The organism is Serratia sp. PAMC26656, from assembly GCF_016469055.2.
Taxonomy (GTDB): Bacteria; Pseudomonadota; Gammaproteobacteria; order Enterobacterales; family Enterobacteriaceae; genus Serratia; species Serratia plymuthica.
In genome coordinates this window covers 2,651,278-2,669,413 of the sequence record NZ_CP150486.1, presented here as the reverse complement: position 1 = coordinate 2,669,413, position 18,136 = coordinate 2,651,278, and the positions used below count along the sequence as shown (strand labels likewise).

The following is an 18,136-nucleotide window of genomic DNA, read 5'->3' as shown; positions in this document are numbered from 1 at the left end:
AGCCAGCAACGACAGTGCCTGCCGGCGGGCCTCACCGCGTCGGCTTATTTCTTTGCTATTCCATTTTGAAATATGAAAGTCCCGTTCGTTCTTTCGGGGCGAGAAAAATCACCACACAATAAAACCTGAATCGCAGGCCGGCTCATAACCGCATAAAAAATCAGGGTTTATATTCTTGTCATCACTCATAACCGCTCAATTTACCCGTCTGGTGCTGGATACCCAGCCTGATGACCTCGCGCTGTCAGCCGCCCGTCGCGGCCTGATGGACTACTTCGCCTGCGCATTGCCGATCGTCCATGGCGCACTGAACGATTCCGGGCTGGCGGCGGTGAAATCGGTGTTCCCGCCTATCGGCGCTGAGAACCGTGCCTTGTATTTTGGCTACGTCAGCCACTCGCTGGATTTCGACGATTACCACCCTGCGCTACGCGGCCACCCGACCACGGTGGTGCTCTCTGCCTTGCTGGCGCTGACCGGTGACCGCGACGATGCCGCCGCGCTGTTAACCGCCTATGCGATCGGCGTAGAAGCCGCCGGGCGATTGGGGCTGGCGGCCGGAACCCAGCATTATCAGTTGGGTTTCCACAGCACCGCGACCCTGGGTGCGGTCGCCGCCAGCGCAGCCGCCGCACGCTATTTAGGATTAACCCCGCACCAGACGCAAATTGCGCTCGGTCTGGCCGCCACCCAGGCCGCCGGGCTGCGCAGCCAGTTTGGTTCGGCCGCCAAACCGCTGCACGCCGGGTTGGCGGCTCGCGCGGCAGTCAATGCCGTGCTGCTGGCGAAGGCGGGCTTTGCCGGCCAACCGGAAGGCGTGATTGACAGCCTGTTCAGTTCCCACGGTGACGGCCGGCAACGGCCGGATCTGTTGACCGCTGACTGGGGCGAGCCGTGGCGCATCCTGCAACCGGGCCTGGAGTTTAAGCGTTACCCAACCTGCGGCGGCACCCACAGTGCGGCAGAAGCCGCCTTCACCCTGCGTGAACGCTTGCTCGAACAAGGCATCGCCGCCGCCGACATGCCTGCCGCCATCAGCCACATTCAGGTCAGTTTTCCGCCCGGGGCAGATACCGCTCCCTATATTCGCCGCCCGGTAAACGGCGTCGAAGCGCGTTTCAGCCTGGAATATGTGATCGCCGATGCGCTGTACAGCGGTGCCGTGCCGCTGATGCATTACGGTGAAAACCCCGTCGACCCGATGATTGCCGTACTGGCGGCGCGGGTGGAACGGCACGCCGACCTTTCTGCCCCGCCAGATGAGTGGGATCCGGAGCTGCGTTTCCACCGCGTGACGCTGACGCTGCACGACGGTCGTCAATTCAGTGACATTGTCACCAGAAAACAAACCGCCGCCCGTCCAACGGACGTCGAAGCCAAGCTGCGCAGCATCCTGCAACTGCTGCCGCAACTGGACGGCGAGCGCGTGGTTCGCGACTGCGCACTGACGCAGCCAGGCGCGCCGGCACGGCTAATCGAGCTATTAAATCAATAATAAATAGAGGAATAATTATGAGTACTTCACCTTCAACACCATCGCGTCAATTACGTCTCGGCCTGTTTGTTCAAGCCCTGGGGCACCATGTCGGCGGCTGGCGCGCAGAAGGCGCCAGCGGATCACCGACCGATATCGACTGGTTCACCTGGATCGCCAAAAAAGCCGAAGAAGGCACCTTTGACATGTTCTTCGTCGGCGACGCGCTGGCCACCAGCGTACACCGTTTGCCCTCGACGATGTCACGCCTGGAGCCGCTGACCTTGCTGGCGGCGCTGGCGGTCAACACTCGCCACATCGGGCTGGCGGCCACCGCCTCCACCACCTTCGACCAACCCTTCCATTTGGCGCGCGCCATGGCATCCATCGACCATATCAGCCACGGCCGTGCCGCCTGGAACGTGGTGACGTCCTTTTCCAGCGATGCGGCGCGCAACTTCAGCCGTGACGATCTGCCTTCGCACGCCGAGCGCTATGAAGTGGCGCGCGAGTTCCTCGAAGCCAGCTACAAGCTGTGGGACGGCTGGGAAGAAGACGCCATCGTGCGTGACAAACAACAGGGTATTTACGCCATCGACGACAAAATTCACGCGGCCAACCACAAGGGTAAACACTTCTCGGTGCAGGGGCCGCTGAATATTTCGCGTTCCCCACAGGGGCGCCCGGTGATTATCGAAGCCGGCTCCTCACCGGCCGGGCAGCAGTTGGCGGCGGAAACCGCCGAGGTGGTGTTTACCGCTGCCGCCACGCTGGAGGAAGGCCAGGCGTTTTACCGCAGCCAGAAAAAGTACGTGGTCGAGGCCGGCCGTAACCCGGACCACCTGCTGATCCTGCCGGGCGTGATGCCGATTATCGGCCGCACCAAGGCTGAAGCACAGGAGACCTGGTATCAATTGAATCAGTTAGTGGATATCGATAACGGCATCGAGCAGCTTTCCGCCCGCTTCGGCTTCGATCTGCGCGACTACCCGCTGGATGGCCCGGTGCCGGACGTTGGCGCAACTGAAGGCGGCCAAAGCCGGGTAAAACTGCTGACCGATCTGGCCGCGCGGGAAAACCTGACGCTGCGGGAACTGGCTGCGGTAGCGGCAGGCTCGCGCGGACACCGCGTGGTGGTCGGCACCGCCGAAGAGATCGCCGATGACTTCCAACTGTGGCTGGAACAGCAAGGCGCCGACGGCTTTAACATCATGCCCGCCGTGCTGCCAAATCAGCTGGAGCTGTTCGTCGAACTGGTCATACCGGAGTTGCGCCGCCGTGGCCTGTTCCGCGAGGAATACCGCTATTCAACCCTGCGTGAAAACCTGGGCCTGCCGGAACCGGCAATCAACTTCGCCAACGTAAAATCGGCTTAATCTGCAGGGGAATACCATGAAAACTACCGTTAAACGCACTACGCTGTCCCTGCTGTTGGCTTGCGCCACCTTAGCCCCGTTGGCCACAGGTTATGCCGCCGAAGGCGATGTCCCCTTCAAGGCTGCGCTGAAAGCCAGCGCCGATCCGAAACTGCACGACAGCCTGCCTGAAGCCGTCAAAAAAGCCGGTTTTATCGTGGCGGGCACTAACCCGAACACACCGCCGACCACCTTCTACGAGGCGGACAACAAAACGCTGGCCGGGCGTGAAATCGACGTGATGAGCGCAATTGCCGATCGTCTCGGTGTCGCTATCCACTGGAAGGATACCGGCGGTTTCGACAATATCATTCCTGGTTTGAAATCCGGTCGCTACGACGTGGCGCTGGCCAACATCGACGCCAACAAGAAGCGTTTCCAACAGGTTGACTTCGTCGGCTATTACAATGCCTCCAAGCTGGCGCTGATCGCCCGTAAAGATGCGGCGCTCGGCCCTTACACCGAGCTGGCGCAACTGTGCGGCCAGACCGTCGGCGCCGGTGCCGGCACCTCGCAGGTTACCCGTTTGCAGCAGGCCAGCGACCAGTGCGTCAGCGCCGGCAAACCGGCGATCACCATTCCGATCTTCCCGGACCGCCCGGCCGGCGTGCAGGCGACGATCAGCGGCCGCGTGCCGATGTTCTTCGGCCCTTATGAAGGTCTGCGCTACCAGGCGAGCCATGTTAAAGCGCTGGCGCTGGCCGGCGACATCAATATCGAAGGCACCACGGTAGCCATCGCGTTGCCAAAAGGTTCCGAACTGGTGAAACCGGTGCAGGCCGCGCTTAACTCGCTGATTGCCGATGGCAGCTACCAGAAAATCCTCGACGGTTGGGATATCGGTTTCGGCGCGGTGAAAACCGCCGGCATCAATGAAGAGATTGCAAAATGAGTGCGCAACACCCTGTCGATGATGCCGAACTGAGCATTGTCGGTCATCGGCATTACGGGCGCTGGTTCAGCGCCCTGATCGTGCTGCTGATCGTCGGCGTTATCGCCAACTCGATGCTGCACAACCCGCGCTTCGAATGGTCGGTGGTGGCGGAAAACTTTACCGAGGCGTCCATCATCAACGGCGTGATCATGACGCTGAAGCTGACGGTCATCTCGGTGATCTTCGGTTTCGCCGGCGGCGTGTTGTTGGCGCTGATGCGCCTCTCCGCCAATCCGGTGCTGGTCGCGGTAAGCTGGTTCTATACCTGGTTCTTCCGCGCGGTACCGATGCTGGTGCAACTTTTCCTGTGGTACAACATCGCCGCACTCTACCCGCGCATCAGCCTGTGGCTCCCGTTTCTGGGCGAGGTCGCCAGCGCGCCGACCAACACCGTTATCAGCACCTTCAGCGCTGCGGTGATTGCTCTGGTCATGCATCAGTCAGCCTATGCGGCAGAGATTGTGCGCGCAGGCATTCAAAGCGTGGGCAGCGGCCAACTGGAAGCCGCCAAGGCATTGGGTTATCGCCGTGGGCAGATCCTGTGGCGAGTGGTTTTGCCGCAGGCCATGCGCACCATTTTGCCACCGGCCGGCAATGAGGTGATCGGGCAGCTTAAAACCACCGCCGTGGTGTCGGTTATCGCCCTGCAAGACGTGCTGTATTCGGCGCAGATTATCTACCAACGCACCTATGAGGTGATCCCGCTGTTGCTGGTCGCCACGCTGTGGTACCTGGTGATGACCTCGATTCTGTCGATTGGCCAGCACTATGTTGAGCGCTATTTCGGTCGTGGTACTCAGGCCACGCGCGGCGGTTGGCGGTTACGCAACCGCAAGGCCCCGACCGAACTGAACCAGGGAGCAAAACAATGAGCGCAGCCATTCATATCAACCAGGTGCGTAAGTCCTTCTCCGGCACCGAAGTACTGAAAAACATCAGCCTGCAGATACCGGCCGGCTCGGTGACGGTGATCCTCGGCCCTTCCGGCTCGGGGAAATCGACCTTGCTGCGCTGCATCAACCACCTGGAAAAGCTCGACGGCGGCACCATCCGCGTGGGTGAGCAACTGATCGGTTATCGTCAGAAAGGCAAGCATCTGTATGAACTGAAGGAGCGTGAAGTCGCCGAACAGCGTAAAAGCATCGGCATGGTGTTCCAGCAGTTCAACCTGTTCCCGCACCGCACGGTGCTGGAAAACGTTACGGAAGCGCCGCTGCTGGTGAAAAAGGAAAAGAAAGCCGTGGTGGTCGAACGGGCGAAGGCCCTGCTGACCCGCGTGGGACTGGAGCATCGCATTAACGCCTGGCCACGCGAGCTTTCCGGTGGCCAGCAGCAGCGTGTGGCGATCGCCCGCGCGCTGGCGATGAATCCCGAGGTGCTGTTGTTTGATGAGCCGACTTCCGCGCTCGATCCGGAACTGGTTGGCGAAGTGTTGCAGGTGATGAAGGGCCTGACGCACTCCGGCATGACAATGGTCGTGGTCACCCATGAGATCGGTTTTGCCCGCGAAGTGGCCGATCAAATCATCTTTATGGATCAGGGGAAAGTGGTCGAAACGGGGACTGCGCAGCAGGTGCTGGATGCGCCTCAGCATGAAAGAACGCGTAACTTCCTGGCGACGGTACTCTAAATTGCATCAGGGGGCATTGCGCCCCCTGATCATTGAATTCAGTCTTTTTTTCTACCGATAGCGGAGAAAACGTTAAACACTTCACCCAGACCATAAATCGAGCCCAGCAACACGGCTATCATTACCGGCACCAGGATCACCACGGTTGCCAAACTCTCAATCATTTCTAACATCGTTGTCTCCTGGTTTTTTAAGCGGAGAAAGCCATTCACAAATGAACTTGAATTTCTCCGAGATACCGCACATTTTATTGTTGGTATTTTCAATCTGTGACAGATATCACACTTGAAGATGGCTAATGTAACTTACACAGTTACATTAAAACAATGACAAAAAATGCTCTGGCAAGGCGGGATAAAGCAACGAAACATCGGTGGGACGCCAGCTCGAAAACAGGTGTCCAAGGCGCAAATAATGGCGATAGCGGCCAAATGACGGGAGCAATGATGATAACGCTGAGAATGGCGCGGCCTGCGGATGCACCGGCAATCGCTCGTCTGCACGTGCAGGTCTGGCGCAGCACCTACCAAGGGCTGGCGACGCCGGCAGCCTATGCCGCGCTGGATGAACCGAGGCGGTTGGTCCACTGGCAAGAAAAACTGCAACAGCCTGGCACAGCGCAGGTGCTGCTGGCCGAATCGGTCGGCCAGTTGGTCGGATTCTGTCTGGCCGACACCCCTTCCCATCCGCAGTTTGGCGAGCATGCCGAGATAAAATCACTTTTCGTCAGCGACAAACATCAACGTCAGGGTATCGGCCGCAGGCTGCTCGGTGCAGCAGCAAGAGAAATGCAAAAGCTCGGCTATGGCAGCATTGCGCTGGGAGTGGTCGACGGAAATGACAGCGCCATGCGGTTTTATCAGGCATTGGGCGGTGCTCCGGCCGGCAACTATATCGATCCCGGACCGTTGTGGCGTTCCAGCAATGTGATTTACGTCTGGCCGGATATTCGCCATCTGGCGGTCCTTAAATAATATACGGCGACTCAAAATTAAGAATATTTACCTATTCTATTTTCTGCCGGAGGAATACATTCATCTCAACTTCTACCGAACGATTAATTGCCGCATTTTTAGTCAATTAATCGATCATTTTACCAGGATAATTCTTATGAACATTAAACGTGTTGCCGGCGTGTTGGTTCTCGTAATGGCTACGCTTTCTGTCACTGCATGCGGGCATATGTCTAACCGCAATCGCAACACGGCAATCGGCGCCGGCGTAGGCGCGCTGGGTGGCGCAGTATTGACCGACGGCAGCACCCTGGGCACGCTGGGCGGGGCGGCACTGGGCGGTATTATCGGTCACCAAACCAGCCGTTAATGACAGCTGAGTAATAAAAATCTCAGGCCGGAAGGATTGTAATAAAAGACTATTCCTGCCTGAGTTAATTTTATTTTTTCCGTCTGTTTTTTCTTCTTTTTTAAAACTCTCGTCAAACGTTGAGAGAACGATAACCGGTTATCACTGGTCTTATTCATGCCCTCTGCATCGCCTTCCTCCGTTCTGGTAATCTGTCAAAGCCACGTCGATAAATAATGCGCGTTAGCCGCAGAAAAAATACCTTACTTAAAAAGCAGATATTGCCCCCTACACCAGGTATATAACTAATCAATGAGACTCTGCCTTAAAATCATTCACGTCATTTATTAATGAATGGTTCATAGCAAATCCATAATAAAGGCGCCTAATGCCTGTGTGGCAAAATGGTGGGCGACTCGGGATAAGTAATCATTTGGCTTGCGGGCCTGTTTATTATGCAGCCTGCCGGGTAAACGAAAAGGGGCCGGAAACCGGCCCCTCAGACTGCTGACAAAGCCTGTTATTAGGGAGAGCGTACCGAAGGGGTCGTAACGGCCTTGGCCGTCGGAGCGCCCCTCGGTGCGCTAGGCCCGAGTATCTCGGGCTCAAAGACCACTTTGTCATCAACCTCAGGGGCCGGAAACCGGCCCCTTTCTGCTTTCTATCGGCAACGCAACAACATTATCCCTTCACCTGAGAAACCACATTCAGCGGTTGAGCGTCCGGCAGAATATTCATATGCTCCAGCACCTGCGCCATGATCTTGCCGAATACCGGACCGGCCACCGAACCACCGAAGTGCTTGCCGGCTTTCGGGTTGTTGACCATCACCACCAGCGCCACCTGCGGATCGCTGGCGGGCGCCACGCCTGCGGTGTAGTTGATATAGCCGCCGTCATATTTGCCGTTGGCCCCCATCTTCTCGGCAGTACCGGTTTTAATCGCCAACCGGTAACCCGGCACCGCGGCGCTGACCCCGCTGCCGCCCGGCAAGGCGTCGCTTTCCATCATATGCACCACGGTTTTCACCGTCTCTTCCGGCAAGATCCGCTGCCCCATGACCGGCGGCGTCACCCGCGTGATCGACAGCGGCCGATAGATGCCGTAAGAGCCGATAGCGGCATATTCCCGCGCCATTTGCAGCGGCGTCACGCGCAACCCGTAGCCGAAGGAGAAAGTCGCCCGCTCGATATCGGCCCAACGTTCACGATGCTGCGGCAGATAACCACTGCTCTCGTTGCCGATGCCCAACTCGGTCGGCAGCCCCAGACCAAAACTCTTGTAGACCGCCGGTAGCACGGTGGCAGGCAGCGCCAATGCGATATGCGACACCGCGATATCACTGGATTTTTGCAGCACGCCGGTAATGGTCAGTTTGGACCAGTGGCCAACGTCCTTGATCAAGTGGCCGTTGACCCGGTACGGCGTAGTATCCAGCACCGTGTCCGGCTTAATCAGCCTATGTTCCAGCCCGACCATAACGACCACCGGTTTCACCGTCGAACCCGGTTCGAAGCTGTCGCTACTGCAAACATTGCGAATATCTTTTACCGGCGTATTGGCATAGTTGTTCGGGTTGAACGAGGGGTAGCTCGCCATACCCAGTACCTCGCCGGTACTGACTTTCACCAGCACCGCGCAGCCGGAATCGGCCTGGTTGGCCACCACGCCATCGCGGATTTGCGCAAACAGTACGTACTGTATAAATTTATCGATGCTCAGCGTAACGTTCGGCGGCGGCACGGGATCAACGCTCTTGATCACGCCAATCACTGCCCCGCTGCCGTCCTTCTGGTACACCCGCATCCCGTTCTTGCCCTGCAACAGGTGGTTGAAGCCCAGCTCAATGCCTTCAAGCCCCTGATTGTCCTGCCCGACAATGCCGATCAACCCGGCGGCATCCTGGCCCATCGGATAAAAGCGGCTGAAGTCTTGCTCGGTACTGACCCCGGTCAGATGCAGCTTGCTGATGTAGTTCGCGTTATCGTCTTCCACCTTGCGGGCCAGATAGACGAAACGCTTATGGGCGTTGGCCTGAATCAACTTTTGCACGTCCGTCAGCGGTATTTTCAGCACGTTGGCCAGGCTCTGCCAGCGTTCGTTGCCGGTATCGGTATGGGTGTCGAGAATATGTTTGGGATCCAGCACGATATCTTTCGAAGACACGCTCACCGCCAGCGCTTCATCATTACGGTCGGTGATCATCCCCCGGTTGGTCGGCAGCACCTGCGTGCGGATTGAACGCTGATCCGCCTGGTCCGCCAACTGCTGATGCTCCATCAGTTGCAAATAACCGACCCGGAACGCCAACAGGAAAAAACACACCAGAATACCGGCGCAAATCCAGCCAAACCTCAGTGAGGAATAATTTTTACCGCTCTTTTTTATTAGTGGCGCCACTGTTAACCCTGCGTTTTTATTCGGATTATGTAATTATTTCAGTCTACCCTGACGGAAATCTTTAGAAGATTGCAGTTTGTAAGAAAGTAAAAACAAACGCGTTTACTGTTGCACATCCTCACTGTCGTTTAACTCCGGTTTAACTTTCTGACTCTCGTCAGGCTGCGGCGCGTTGGCCGGGTCAAAAATATGGTCAAGGATTGCCCGCGCGGTTGGTCCCGCCACCACGCCGTCACCGCCGCCGTTTTCCAGAATCAGCGCCATCGCCACCCGCGGATTTTTATAGGGAGCGAACAGCGTGTAGAAAATATGGTCACGCAACCGCACCGGAATCATCTTGGCGTTATAGGTCTGATTTTCTTTCAGACTGAATACCTGTGAGGTGCCGGATTTGGCGGCGATCTGATACGGCGCGGTATGGAACAGTTTGTAACCGGTGCCGTTCGGCAAGTTGGCCATACCGTACATGCCATTGCGCACAATCCCCCAGTACGGTGATTTGGCATCGCCGATCTGTGCCGTCTGCAGCGGCGGTTGATAGCGGCTCACCCGATTGCCCTGGCGCATCGAATACAGCAGATGGGGCGTTTTCACCTTGCCGTTATTGATAAGCGTGGTGAGCGCCTTCACCATCTGAATTGGCGTGGCGACCCAATACCCCTGACCGATGCCGACCGATACGGTATCGCCCTGATACCAGGGTTTTTTATGCACCCGCTGCTTCCATTCGCGGCTGGGCAGTACGCCGCGATACTCTTCGTTGAGATCGATCCCGGTCGCCTGGCCGTAACCGAACTGGCTCAGCCAGCTGTGAATGCGATCAATGCCCATTTCAAACGCCACCTGATAAAAGAAGGTATCGGCGGACTCCTCTATCGCTTTAGTAACGTTCAGCATGCCATGGCCACTCTTCAGCCAATCGCGGTAACGGCGTTGAGTACCCGGCAACGTCCAGGTCGGCGCGCCAAAGAAGCTGGTGTTGGGGGTTATCACCCCGGCGAACAGCGCAGAGGTAGCCATATAAGGCTTCACGGTGGATGCAGGCGGGTACAGCCCCTGAGTAACGCGGTTAATCAGCGGCAAATCGGGGTTGGTCAATAAGGCTTTATAAGCTTTGTAGCTGATGCCTTTCACGAAAGGGTTGGGATCGTAACTGGGGCTGGACACCATCGCCAGAATGCCGCCATCGCGCGGGTCCTCAACCACCACCGCCGCTCGCTGCCCCTTCAGCACCGACTCGATATACTGCTGTAACGGCAAATCGAGCGTCAGATAGATATTTTTGCCTGCCTGCGGCGGCTGCTCTTTCAGCAGGCGTATCACGCGGCCGTGGTTATCCACCTCCACTTCCTGATATCCGGTGGTGCCATGCAATTCCGACTCATAGTAAGCCTCAATGCCCTGCTTGCCGATGTTATGGTCGGCAGAGTAATTTTCGCCGATGCCGGCTTTATCGAGCCGTTTCACATCGCCATCGTTGATTTTCGATACATAACCCACCACGTGCGCCAGTTCGGCGCCATACGGATATTCCCGCTGCTGATAGGTGTCGATAGTCACCCCGTCAAAACGGTATTGATTGACCGCAAAACGGGCGACCTCGGTGTCGTTCAGCCCGCTTTTCAACGTCACCGGTTTATAGCGGCCGTTGTGGTGCATGTCGTCACGGAAGGCGGCGATATCCTCAGGCGTCAGATCGACAATCGGCGTCAGCGCCTGCAACAGTGCGGCCATATTGGCGATTTTGCTGGGAATAACCTGGATCTGGTACAGAGTAATGTTACGCACCAAAGGGATGCCGTTACGATCGAATATCAGCCCGCGGCTAGGTGCAATCGGCAGCATTTTGATGTCGTTTTGATTGGAGCGCGTTTGGTAGAACGCATGTTGCTTAATCTGCAGGTGATACAGGTTGACGATCAGTGCGCCGAAGCAGGCGATCACCAACACCATCGCCACGCAGGCACGGCGAATAAACAACATTTCCTCAGCAGAATGGTCACGGATTTTTTCTTTTAAGAGGGCCATACGCAGTGCAGTACCTGTCTGACGTCACATTTTCCCCAGATAAATCAGGGCAGTGAAAAGGCAGCAAGCATAACGTTATTGGTTAACGCCCCCATTAAAAGGTTGCTAATGAAATGGCATAAATGTTTCAGCATATTGGAATGTTTCCAGGTGCCGGTTTTTATGCCGGACAGGGATTGAGCGCCCCTTTATCCCAGTGCTACAATGTGACGCAGATCACACTACTCCATTTTTGCCCGCACTGTTCTCCGGCGCCCTGCCGGCTGCGGCTTTGTCACAAAGGATCACGTTCGATGAGTACCATAGCCACGGGTTTGATTATGATGCGCTGGGAATTACTGAGCGCCGTAATGATGTTTATGGCCAGCCAGTTAAACGTCGTTTGCCGTAAAACCAGCCGTAACGGTATGGCATTCATGTTCAGCAGCCTCGGGCTGTTCACCACCTGCTGGTTCGTGATGGGTTTGATGGGCATCAGCTTCAGCCAGGAAGGATTCCTGCATTTTTGGTCAGTGACCAAAGACGTCTTTTTCGACGTGATGAGCAAAACCCCGACCGATTGGCCAATGCCCTGAGCCGCACTTAATCTCCCCCTGCGGCAGGCCACGGCGCCGACATCTCCAGCAGTATTTTGCCGAATGCCTGCGCAGCCGCGCCAGGTTCCGCGCCGTTGACGATCAGGGTGAAATCGATGTCGGGCAATTCGGGTAGCCCATACTGACCATCAACCGTTTTCATTCCCGGCGCCAGATCGCCGCTCGCCATGACGGCAATGCCCAGCCCCGCCAGCACGGCCGCCCGTAGCCCTTGTTGGCTTTGTGAGGTGAAGGCGGTGTGCCATTGGATAGCCTTGCTTTCCAGAGCGGCGATCCCGGCCTCGCGGCTGACCGACGGCGCAGGCAACAACGCCAGCGGCAACGACGTGCCCGCCAGGCTGAATGTCTCAGCCGCTACCCACACCAGTTGCGTCCGCCGCAATAGCCTGCCCTCAATGCGGTTAGCCAGCGACATCACAACGGCCAAATCCAGTTCGTTGCCCTTCACCATGCCACAAAGATCCAGCCCGATACTGACATTCACCTCCAACCTGACCGCAGGAAAAGCCCGGGCGAACTGGGCTAACAGCGGTGGCAATCGTTCCCCCAGAAAACTCTCCGTCAGGCCAAAACGCACCACGCCGGAAACGGGTGAGGATTCAAAGCGCCGCTGCATGGCGTCGAGCGCCTGCAAAACTTGCCCGGCATGGCGCAGCAAATCTTCACCGTCTTCGGTTAGCGTCAGGCGGCGCGTAGTGCGGTGCAACAACTGTCGGCCAATCTGCTCCTCAAGCCGGCGGATCTGGTGACTGATCGCAGATTGGGTCAGATTCAGTTGCTGCGCCGCGCGCGTAAAGCCGCCGGTTTCGGTAACCGTAACGAAGGTGCGCAGCAGTGCCGGGTCAATGTTCATAGGGTGATTTCATGATGGAAATTAATTAATAACGATAAATTAAATCATTTCTATCATGCAACTCATTTATCCAGAATAGCTGTTCGTTTCCATCACCCTCTTTTGTGGAAAAAACTCATGACGCTCTCTCACGCCAGTAAAAACAGACTGGCATTAACGGCAATATGCCTCGCCGCGCTGATGTTCGGCCTGGAAATCTCCAGCGTACCGGTCATACTGCCGACGCTGGAACAGGTATTACACAGTGATTTCAGTGATATGCAATGGATTATGAATGCCTACACCCTGGCCTGCACCGCAGTGATGATGGCCACCGGAACGCTGTCTGACCGTTTTGGCCGCCGGCGAGTTTTCATCATCGCCATTGCCGCTTTTGGCCTCACCTCCTTACTTTGCGGCCTGGCCAACGGCTCGACGATGTTGATCCTGGGCCGCTTTATGCAAGGCATGGCGGGCGGCGCCATGTTGATTTGCCAGGTGGCAGCATTGTCGCATCAGTTTCAGAACGGCAAACAGCGTGGCCAGGCCTTCGGCATTTGGGGCGTCGTTTTTGGCATTGGTTTAGGGTTTGGGCCGGCGATCGGCGGCGTTATCGTGGCGATCGCCAACTGGCAGTGGGTATTTTTGATTCATGTGGTCATCGCCGTTCTGACCCTGTTACTGGTGATTTTCAGCGTGCAAGAATCCCGCGATCCTCAGGCGGCAAAACTGGATAGTCTGGGGATCGTCACATTGTCTTTGTCGGTTTTTGGGTTGGTCTATTTTATCACTCAGGGGGCGGGGTTCGGTTTCACCAGCGTTCGCGCCGGGGGGATTCTTCTGGCTGCAGCCCTCAGCCTGCTGCTGTTTATCGGGGTTGAGAGACGCAGCCCCTATCCGATGATTGAGTTTTCCGTGTTCAGGAATCGGCAATTTTCCGGGGCGCTGATGGGATCCATCGGCATGAATTTCAGCTTCTGGCCCTTTATGATCTACCTGCCGCTCTATTTTCAAATTGGGCTGGGTTATGACAGCCTGACCACAGGTTTGTCGCTGCTCGCTTATACGCTTCCCACGCTTGTCTTCCCCCCGGTGGGCGAGCGATTGGCTCTGCGTTACCGCCCTGGAACCGTCATCCCCGCCGGGTTATTCACGCTTGGGCTGGGTTTCCTGCTGATGAAATCAGGCAGCGAACATACCGGCGGATTGGCTATGCTGCCGGGGTTACTTATCGCCGGCATCGGCCTGGGGATCACCAATACCCCGGTGACCAACACCACCACAGGTTCGGTGTCAAACGCCCGCGCCGGCATGGCCTCCGGGATAGACATGAGCGCCAGAATGATCGCGCTGGCTATCAATATTGCGGTCATGGGGTTTATCTTGCTGGCGGGGGTTTACGCTTATCTGCGACAAACGCTGCCCGCATCATTAGATACCCTGCCATTGCGTTCGGTGGCGGAGCAGATAGTGGCGGGTAATCTCACCGCGTTGAAAACACTCCCCGCATGGGATGCCCTGGCGCCGCTGGTTCATGCTGCGTTGACGCAAAGTTTTGGCCTGGTAATGCTGTACGGCGGCCTCGGTGCCTGGGCGTTGGCTGCGGCCAGCCTGACGATTTTCGCCCCCTGGAAAACCGCTGCCGTGACCCACGGGTAATAACATTCCGTTATTACCGAATGGTTCATAAAATAAATAAAATATAATCGGGTGGTCTGAGAGTGGCGAGGGCTTATGCTGACCTCAGACAACTTTGTTGCACCTGGCCCAGAGGCAAGCCCTCATGGCCGCACTTTCTTGTTTTTCCCCTGATTAATCCAGAATCCGGCTTAATAGTTAACCGATGTCTGGCCTGGCTGAAGGATACGCCACGCGCCGCCATCAGGAAGCAGCATGATTTCTCCTTCTGCCCGTATTGCCGCCAGCAGCGTGATTGAGCCTGGCGTGATTATCGGTGCGCGCGTGCGCATCGGCCCTTTTTGCTTCATCACCGCCGGCGTTGAGATTGGCGAAGGCACCTCTATCGCCTCCCACGTGGTGATTAACGGCCTGACGCGCATCGGCCGCGACAACGTCATCGACCAGTTTTCTTCGATCGGCGAAGCCGGCCAGGACCTGAAATACGCCGGTGAACCGACCACGCTCGCCCTCGGCAATCGCAACCGCATCGGCAAATACGCCACCCTGCATCGCGGCACCGCACAAGGCTGCCGCCACACCGCGATCGGCGATGACAACCATCTGCAGGATAATGTGCATATTGCTCACGACTGCATCATTGGCAACGCCACGCATATCGGCAATAACAGCGGGCTGGCCGGGCATGTGGAATTGGGCGACGGCGGTTGGGTCGGCGCGCGTTGTGCGGTGCATCAATTTTGCATTATCGGTGCCCACGCACGATTGGCCGACGGTACCCTCGCGGTGCAGGATCTGCCGCCATTCGTCCAGGCTGGCGGCAACCGCGCCAAACCGGATGGCCTGCATCTGCTGGCACCGGCCTTTCTGGCCGCCGACGAGCAACAGCAGCGGGTTATTCATTCGCTTTACGCTATGTTGTATCACCAGGCGATGGCGCTGGAAGACGTGCGGCAAGAAGCCGCCCGCCTCAGCGTGGAATACCCGTTACTGCGGCTGTTCACTGATTTTTTTACCCGCTCTACGCGGGGCATCATTCGCTGAACACTGTGGCCGTCATGCCACTTTATGACAGCGCACCGCCGTGCCCCCCAGATTCACCCGCAGCGTTTGCGGCATCTGGCAGCCTTCCCCGGCGTAGGGACAACGCTCGCGGAAAAAACACCCCAGCGGCAACTGGCGATTGCCCGGTAACTCCCCTTTGCGATCTTCAATCGTGCTGTCGCTCAGCAAACGCCCGGCGCGCGGTACCGAATCCAGCAGCAGCCGGGTATAAGGGTGCTGCGGCTGGCGCAAGACCTGCGCAGTGGGCCCCAGCTCAACGATTTGCCCCAAATACATCACCGCCACCCGATCGCTCATGTGCTGAACCACCGAAACGTTATGCGAGATCAGCACATAGGTCAGATTGCGCTGGCGTTGCAGCTCCACCAACAGGTTGAGGATCTGCGCCTGCACCGAGATATCCAGCGCCGACGTTGGTTCGTCCAGCACGATGATATCCGGTTGCGAGGACAGCGCGCGGGCGATGGAGATACGTTGGCGCTGACCACCGGAAAACTCATGCGGCAGCCGGTCAATAGACTCCGGCCGCAGCCCAACCTGTTGCACCAGTTCTGCCGCCAGCGCCCGCCGCTCTGCCACGCCGTTATGCTGCTGCACGTAGACCGGCTCGGTGATAATGCGCCATACCGGCAGGCGCGGGTCGAGCGACGACTGCGGATCCTGAAACACCATCTGCATGCCGCTGCCAAACCAGGAACCGCCGGAACGGGCGCGCAGCAGCTCACCGCTGCTGGGCTTCAGCAATCCCATCAGCAGTTGCGCCAAGGTGCTTTTGCCGCAACCGGATTCGCCGACGATCCCCAAGGTCTCGCCGCGCATGATGTTGAGATCCAGCCCGTTGAGCGCATGGACATATTCTCTCGGCTTACCGCGCCAGTTATAGCTGGCGGGAAAGCGCAGCCGCACGTCGCGCAATTCCAGTAGCGCTTCAACGTTCATTTTGCACCTCCAGATCGATAGACTGCGGATGCCAACAGGCCACCCGTTGCGTCGGGTCAGCGGCTAAAGGCGCCAACTGCGGCGTTTGTCGGCATTGACCGCTGGCGTAGCTGCAGCGGTTGCTGAATGCGCAACCCGGCGGTAACGCGCTCAAATTGGGCACCGTACCGGGAATGGCCCGCAGCAGGCTGCGCGGTTCGGCACGTTCCGGTGCCGCCAGCAACAACCCAATGGAATACGGGTGACGCGGGTGGTCAATCACCCGCGCCGTGGCGCCGCTTTCAATCACGTGCCCGGCGTACATCACGTACACCCGGTCGCAGAGCTGCGACACCACCGCCATATCATGAGTAATAAACAGCACCGCCGTGCCGCTGGCGCGAGCCTTCTGTTGCAGCAGGCGCAGCACCTGCCGCTGCACCGTAACATCCAGTGCCGTGGTCGGTTCGTCGGCGATAATCAACTCCGGTTCGCAAGAAAACGCCATGGCGATCAGCACCCGTTGGCGCATGCCGCCCGACAACTCGAACGGATAGCGCTCCATCACCCGTTCCGCATCGGCAATTTGCATTTCACGCAGCAACTGGATCGCCTTGTCACGCGCCTGCCGCGCCGACAGCCGCTGGTGCAGGCGGATCACCTCGCACATCTGGCGGCCGATTTGCCGCGTCGGGTTCAGCGCACTCATCGGCTCCTGAAAAATCATCGACACCCGGGCACCGCGCAGTTGGCGCATTTGCCGCTCGCTGGCGCTGAGCACGTCGGTGCCCAATACCTCCAGCCTGCCGCCGGTCACGTTGTAACCGTTCTCGGCCAGCAGGCGCAGGGTCATCATTGCCGTCACCGATTTGCCGGAACCGGATTCCCCCACCACGCCGACGATTTCGCCGGCCTTGACCTGCAACGAGACGCGGTTGAGCGCCTTGACGCTGCCGCCATAGACCGGGAATTCCAGTTGCAGCTCATCAATCGATAGAACCGTAGTGTCACTCATCAACGCCCCCGGGTTTTAGGATCCAGCAGGTCGCGCAGACCGTCGCCGAACAGGTTGAAGCCGGTGGCGGTGATCAGGATCGCCGTACCGGGAAAGGCGGAATACCACCACTGGTCGAGCACATAGTTACGGCCGTTGGCCACCATGGCGCCCCATTCGGCGGTCGGTTGCTGGGCACCAAGGCCGATAAAGCCCAGCGTGGCGGCCATCAGGATGGCGGTACCGATATCCAGCGATGCCTGCACCACCAACGGCGGCATGACGTTGCGAAGGACATGCCAGCCGATCAAATGCCAGCGCGAGGCACCAAAGGTGCGCGCCGCCTGCATATAAGCCTGATGCCGCAGCGTCAGCGTCTGCCCGCGCGCCAGCCGCACGTAAAACGGAATGCGCACCACCGCAATCGCCAGCATGGCGTTGAACAGGCTTGGCCCGAGCGCAGCCGCCAGCGCCATGGTCAACACCAGCGAAGGCACCGACAGCATGATGTCCATGCAGCGCATGATCAGCGCATCCACCGTACCGCCCATCACGCCGGAGAAACAGCCGAGCAGAGAGCCAATTCCGCCCGCCAGTACCACCACCGCCAGCCCGGCGGCTACCGACTGCCGGCTGCCGACCAGCACCCGGCTGAACAGATCGCGGCCCACTTCGTCGGTGCCGAACCAGTGTTCGGCCGAAGGCGGCAGCAGCCGTGCGGTCAGGTCAATCGCGTCCGGATTGTGCGGCGCCAGCCAGGGTGAAAACAGCATCAAAAACAGCACGCAGAACATGATCGCGGCGCCCAACAACGTCAGCGGGCTGCGCCGCACCCGATACCAGGCGCGCCGCGCGCCGACAAAGTGCAACACAGGTTCCGCCGCCGGCGGTTGTTCAAGTTGAGACATCG

General features: G+C 58.0%; 17 protein-coding genes. 10 read left to right on the top strand and 7 right to left on the bottom strand.

Annotated elements, in window-relative coordinates; all coding sequences use genetic code 11:
* Window positions 1-175: 175 nt before the first annotated feature.
* The 5 genes from JEM67_RS13650 to JEM67_RS13630 are packed head-to-tail and all read left to right on the top strand — an operon-like array spanning window position 176 to window position 5,453.
* The gene (locus JEM67_RS13650) at window positions 176-1,495 is read left to right on the top strand and encodes an MmgE/PrpD family protein (RefSeq protein WP_199635807.1); all 1,320 of its coding nucleotides are present in this window, start codon (window positions 176-178) and stop codon (window positions 1,493-1,495) included.
* 17 nt (window positions 1,496-1,512) lie between these two features.
* The gene (locus JEM67_RS13645; RefSeq protein WP_199635806.1) at window positions 1,513-2,850 is read left to right on the top strand and encodes an LLM class flavin-dependent oxidoreductase; all 1,338 of its coding nucleotides are present in this window, start codon (window positions 1,513-1,515) and stop codon (window positions 2,848-2,850) included.
* 16 nt (window positions 2,851-2,866) lie between these two features.
* Window positions 2,867-3,781 carry an ABC transporter substrate-binding protein gene (locus JEM67_RS13640; RefSeq protein ID WP_199635805.1) on the top strand — a complete coding sequence of 305 codons (915 nt, stop codon included), beginning with the start codon at window positions 2,867-2,869 and terminating at the stop codon, window positions 3,779-3,781.
* On the top strand, window positions 3,778-4,695 hold the full coding sequence (locus tag JEM67_RS13635) for an amino acid ABC transporter permease (protein WP_199635804.1): 918 nt from the start codon (window positions 3,778-3,780) through the stop codon (window positions 4,693-4,695). The genes JEM67_RS13640 and JEM67_RS13635 overlap by 4 nt, the downstream gene beginning before the upstream one ends.
* Window positions 4,692-5,453 (top strand): amino acid ABC transporter ATP-binding protein, encoded by a 762-nt coding sequence (locus JEM67_RS13630; protein ID WP_006318796.1) that lies wholly within the window; start codon window positions 4,692-4,694, stop codon window positions 5,451-5,453. The genes JEM67_RS13635 and JEM67_RS13630 overlap by 4 nt, the downstream gene beginning before the upstream one ends.
* 38 nt (window positions 5,454-5,491) lie before the next feature.
* Here the strand turns inward: JEM67_RS13630 and JEM67_RS13625 are convergent, their stop codons facing one another.
* The gene (locus JEM67_RS13625) at window positions 5,492-5,626 is read right to left on the bottom strand and encodes an AcrZ family multidrug efflux pump-associated protein (protein ID WP_006325135.1); all 135 of its coding nucleotides are present in this window, start codon (window positions 5,624-5,626) and stop codon (window positions 5,492-5,494) included.
* Between the two features lie 273 nt (window positions 5,627-5,899).
* Here JEM67_RS13625 and JEM67_RS13620 point away from each other — a divergent pair, with 273 nt between their 5' ends.
* Window positions 5,900-6,427 carry a GNAT family N-acetyltransferase gene (locus JEM67_RS13620; protein ID WP_199635803.1) on the top strand — a complete coding sequence of 176 codons (528 nt, stop codon included), beginning with the start codon at window positions 5,900-5,902 and terminating at the stop codon, window positions 6,425-6,427.
* A gap of 136 nt (window positions 6,428-6,563) precedes the next feature.
* Window positions 6,564-6,776: a glycine zipper 2TM domain-containing protein gene (locus JEM67_RS13615; protein WP_004944210.1), complete on the top strand. Its 213-nt coding sequence runs from the start codon at window positions 6,564-6,566 to the stop codon at window positions 6,774-6,776.
* Between the two features lie 660 nt (window positions 6,777-7,436).
* Here the strand turns inward: JEM67_RS13615 and JEM67_RS13610 are convergent.
* Window positions 7,437-9,155 (bottom strand): penicillin-binding transpeptidase domain-containing protein, encoded by a 1,719-nt coding sequence (locus tag JEM67_RS13610; RefSeq protein ID WP_199635802.1) that lies wholly within the window; start codon window positions 9,153-9,155, stop codon window positions 7,437-7,439.
* 102 nt (window positions 9,156-9,257) lie between these two features.
* Window positions 9,258-11,183 carry a penicillin-binding protein 2 gene (mrdA, locus tag JEM67_RS13605; protein ID WP_199635801.1) on the bottom strand — a complete coding sequence of 642 codons (1,926 nt, stop codon included), beginning with the start codon at window positions 11,181-11,183 and terminating at the stop codon, window positions 9,258-9,260.
* A 293-nt stretch (window positions 11,184-11,476) separates the two neighbouring features.
* Here mrdA and JEM67_RS13600 point away from each other — a divergent pair, with 293 nt between their 5' ends.
* Complete coding sequence (locus JEM67_RS13600) at window positions 11,477-11,758, top strand: YjcB family protein (protein ID WP_004944199.1); 282 nt, start codon at window positions 11,477-11,479, stop codon at window positions 11,756-11,758.
* 7 nt (window positions 11,759-11,765) lie between these two features.
* On the opposite strand, the gene JEM67_RS13595 is transcribed toward JEM67_RS13600, so the two are convergent.
* Window positions 11,766-12,632, bottom strand: a complete 867-nt coding sequence (locus JEM67_RS13595) for a LysR family transcriptional regulator (RefSeq protein ID WP_199635800.1) — start codon at window positions 12,630-12,632, stop codon at window positions 11,766-11,768.
* A gap of 117 nt (window positions 12,633-12,749) precedes the next feature.
* Between JEM67_RS13595 and JEM67_RS13590 the strand changes: the two genes are divergently transcribed.
* Window positions 12,750-14,270, top strand: coding sequence for an MFS transporter (locus JEM67_RS13590; RefSeq protein WP_199635799.1), 1,521 nt, complete (start codon window positions 12,750-12,752; stop codon window positions 14,268-14,270).
* A gap of 234 nt (window positions 14,271-14,504) precedes the next feature.
* Window positions 14,505-15,293: an acyl-ACP--UDP-N-acetylglucosamine O-acyltransferase gene (gene lpxA / locus JEM67_RS13585; RefSeq protein WP_199635798.1), complete on the top strand. Its 789-nt coding sequence runs from the start codon at window positions 14,505-14,507 to the stop codon at window positions 15,291-15,293.
* Window positions 15,294-15,305: 12 nt separating this feature from the next.
* Here lpxA and JEM67_RS13580 read toward each other — a convergent pair whose 3' ends face one another.
* From JEM67_RS13580 to ddpC, 3 genes are read right to left on the bottom strand one after another with little or no spacing between them, the layout of a single operon-like run.
* Complete coding sequence (locus tag JEM67_RS13580) at window positions 15,306-16,253, bottom strand: oligopeptide/dipeptide ABC transporter ATP-binding protein (protein ID WP_013812836.1); 948 nt, start codon at window positions 16,251-16,253, stop codon at window positions 15,306-15,308.
* A complete protein-coding gene (locus JEM67_RS13575) occupies window positions 16,243-17,247 on the bottom strand; it encodes an ABC transporter ATP-binding protein (RefSeq protein ID WP_199635797.1) in 1,005 nt (334 codons plus the stop codon). Before JEM67_RS13575 ends, JEM67_RS13580 begins: the two co-directional genes overlap by 11 nt.
* Complete coding sequence (gene ddpC / locus JEM67_RS13570; protein ID WP_199635796.1) at window positions 17,247-18,134, bottom strand: D,D-dipeptide ABC transporter permease; 888 nt, start codon at window positions 18,132-18,134, stop codon at window positions 17,247-17,249. The genes JEM67_RS13575 and ddpC overlap by 1 nt, the downstream gene beginning before the upstream one ends.
* Window positions 18,135-18,136: the final 2 nt, after the last annotated feature.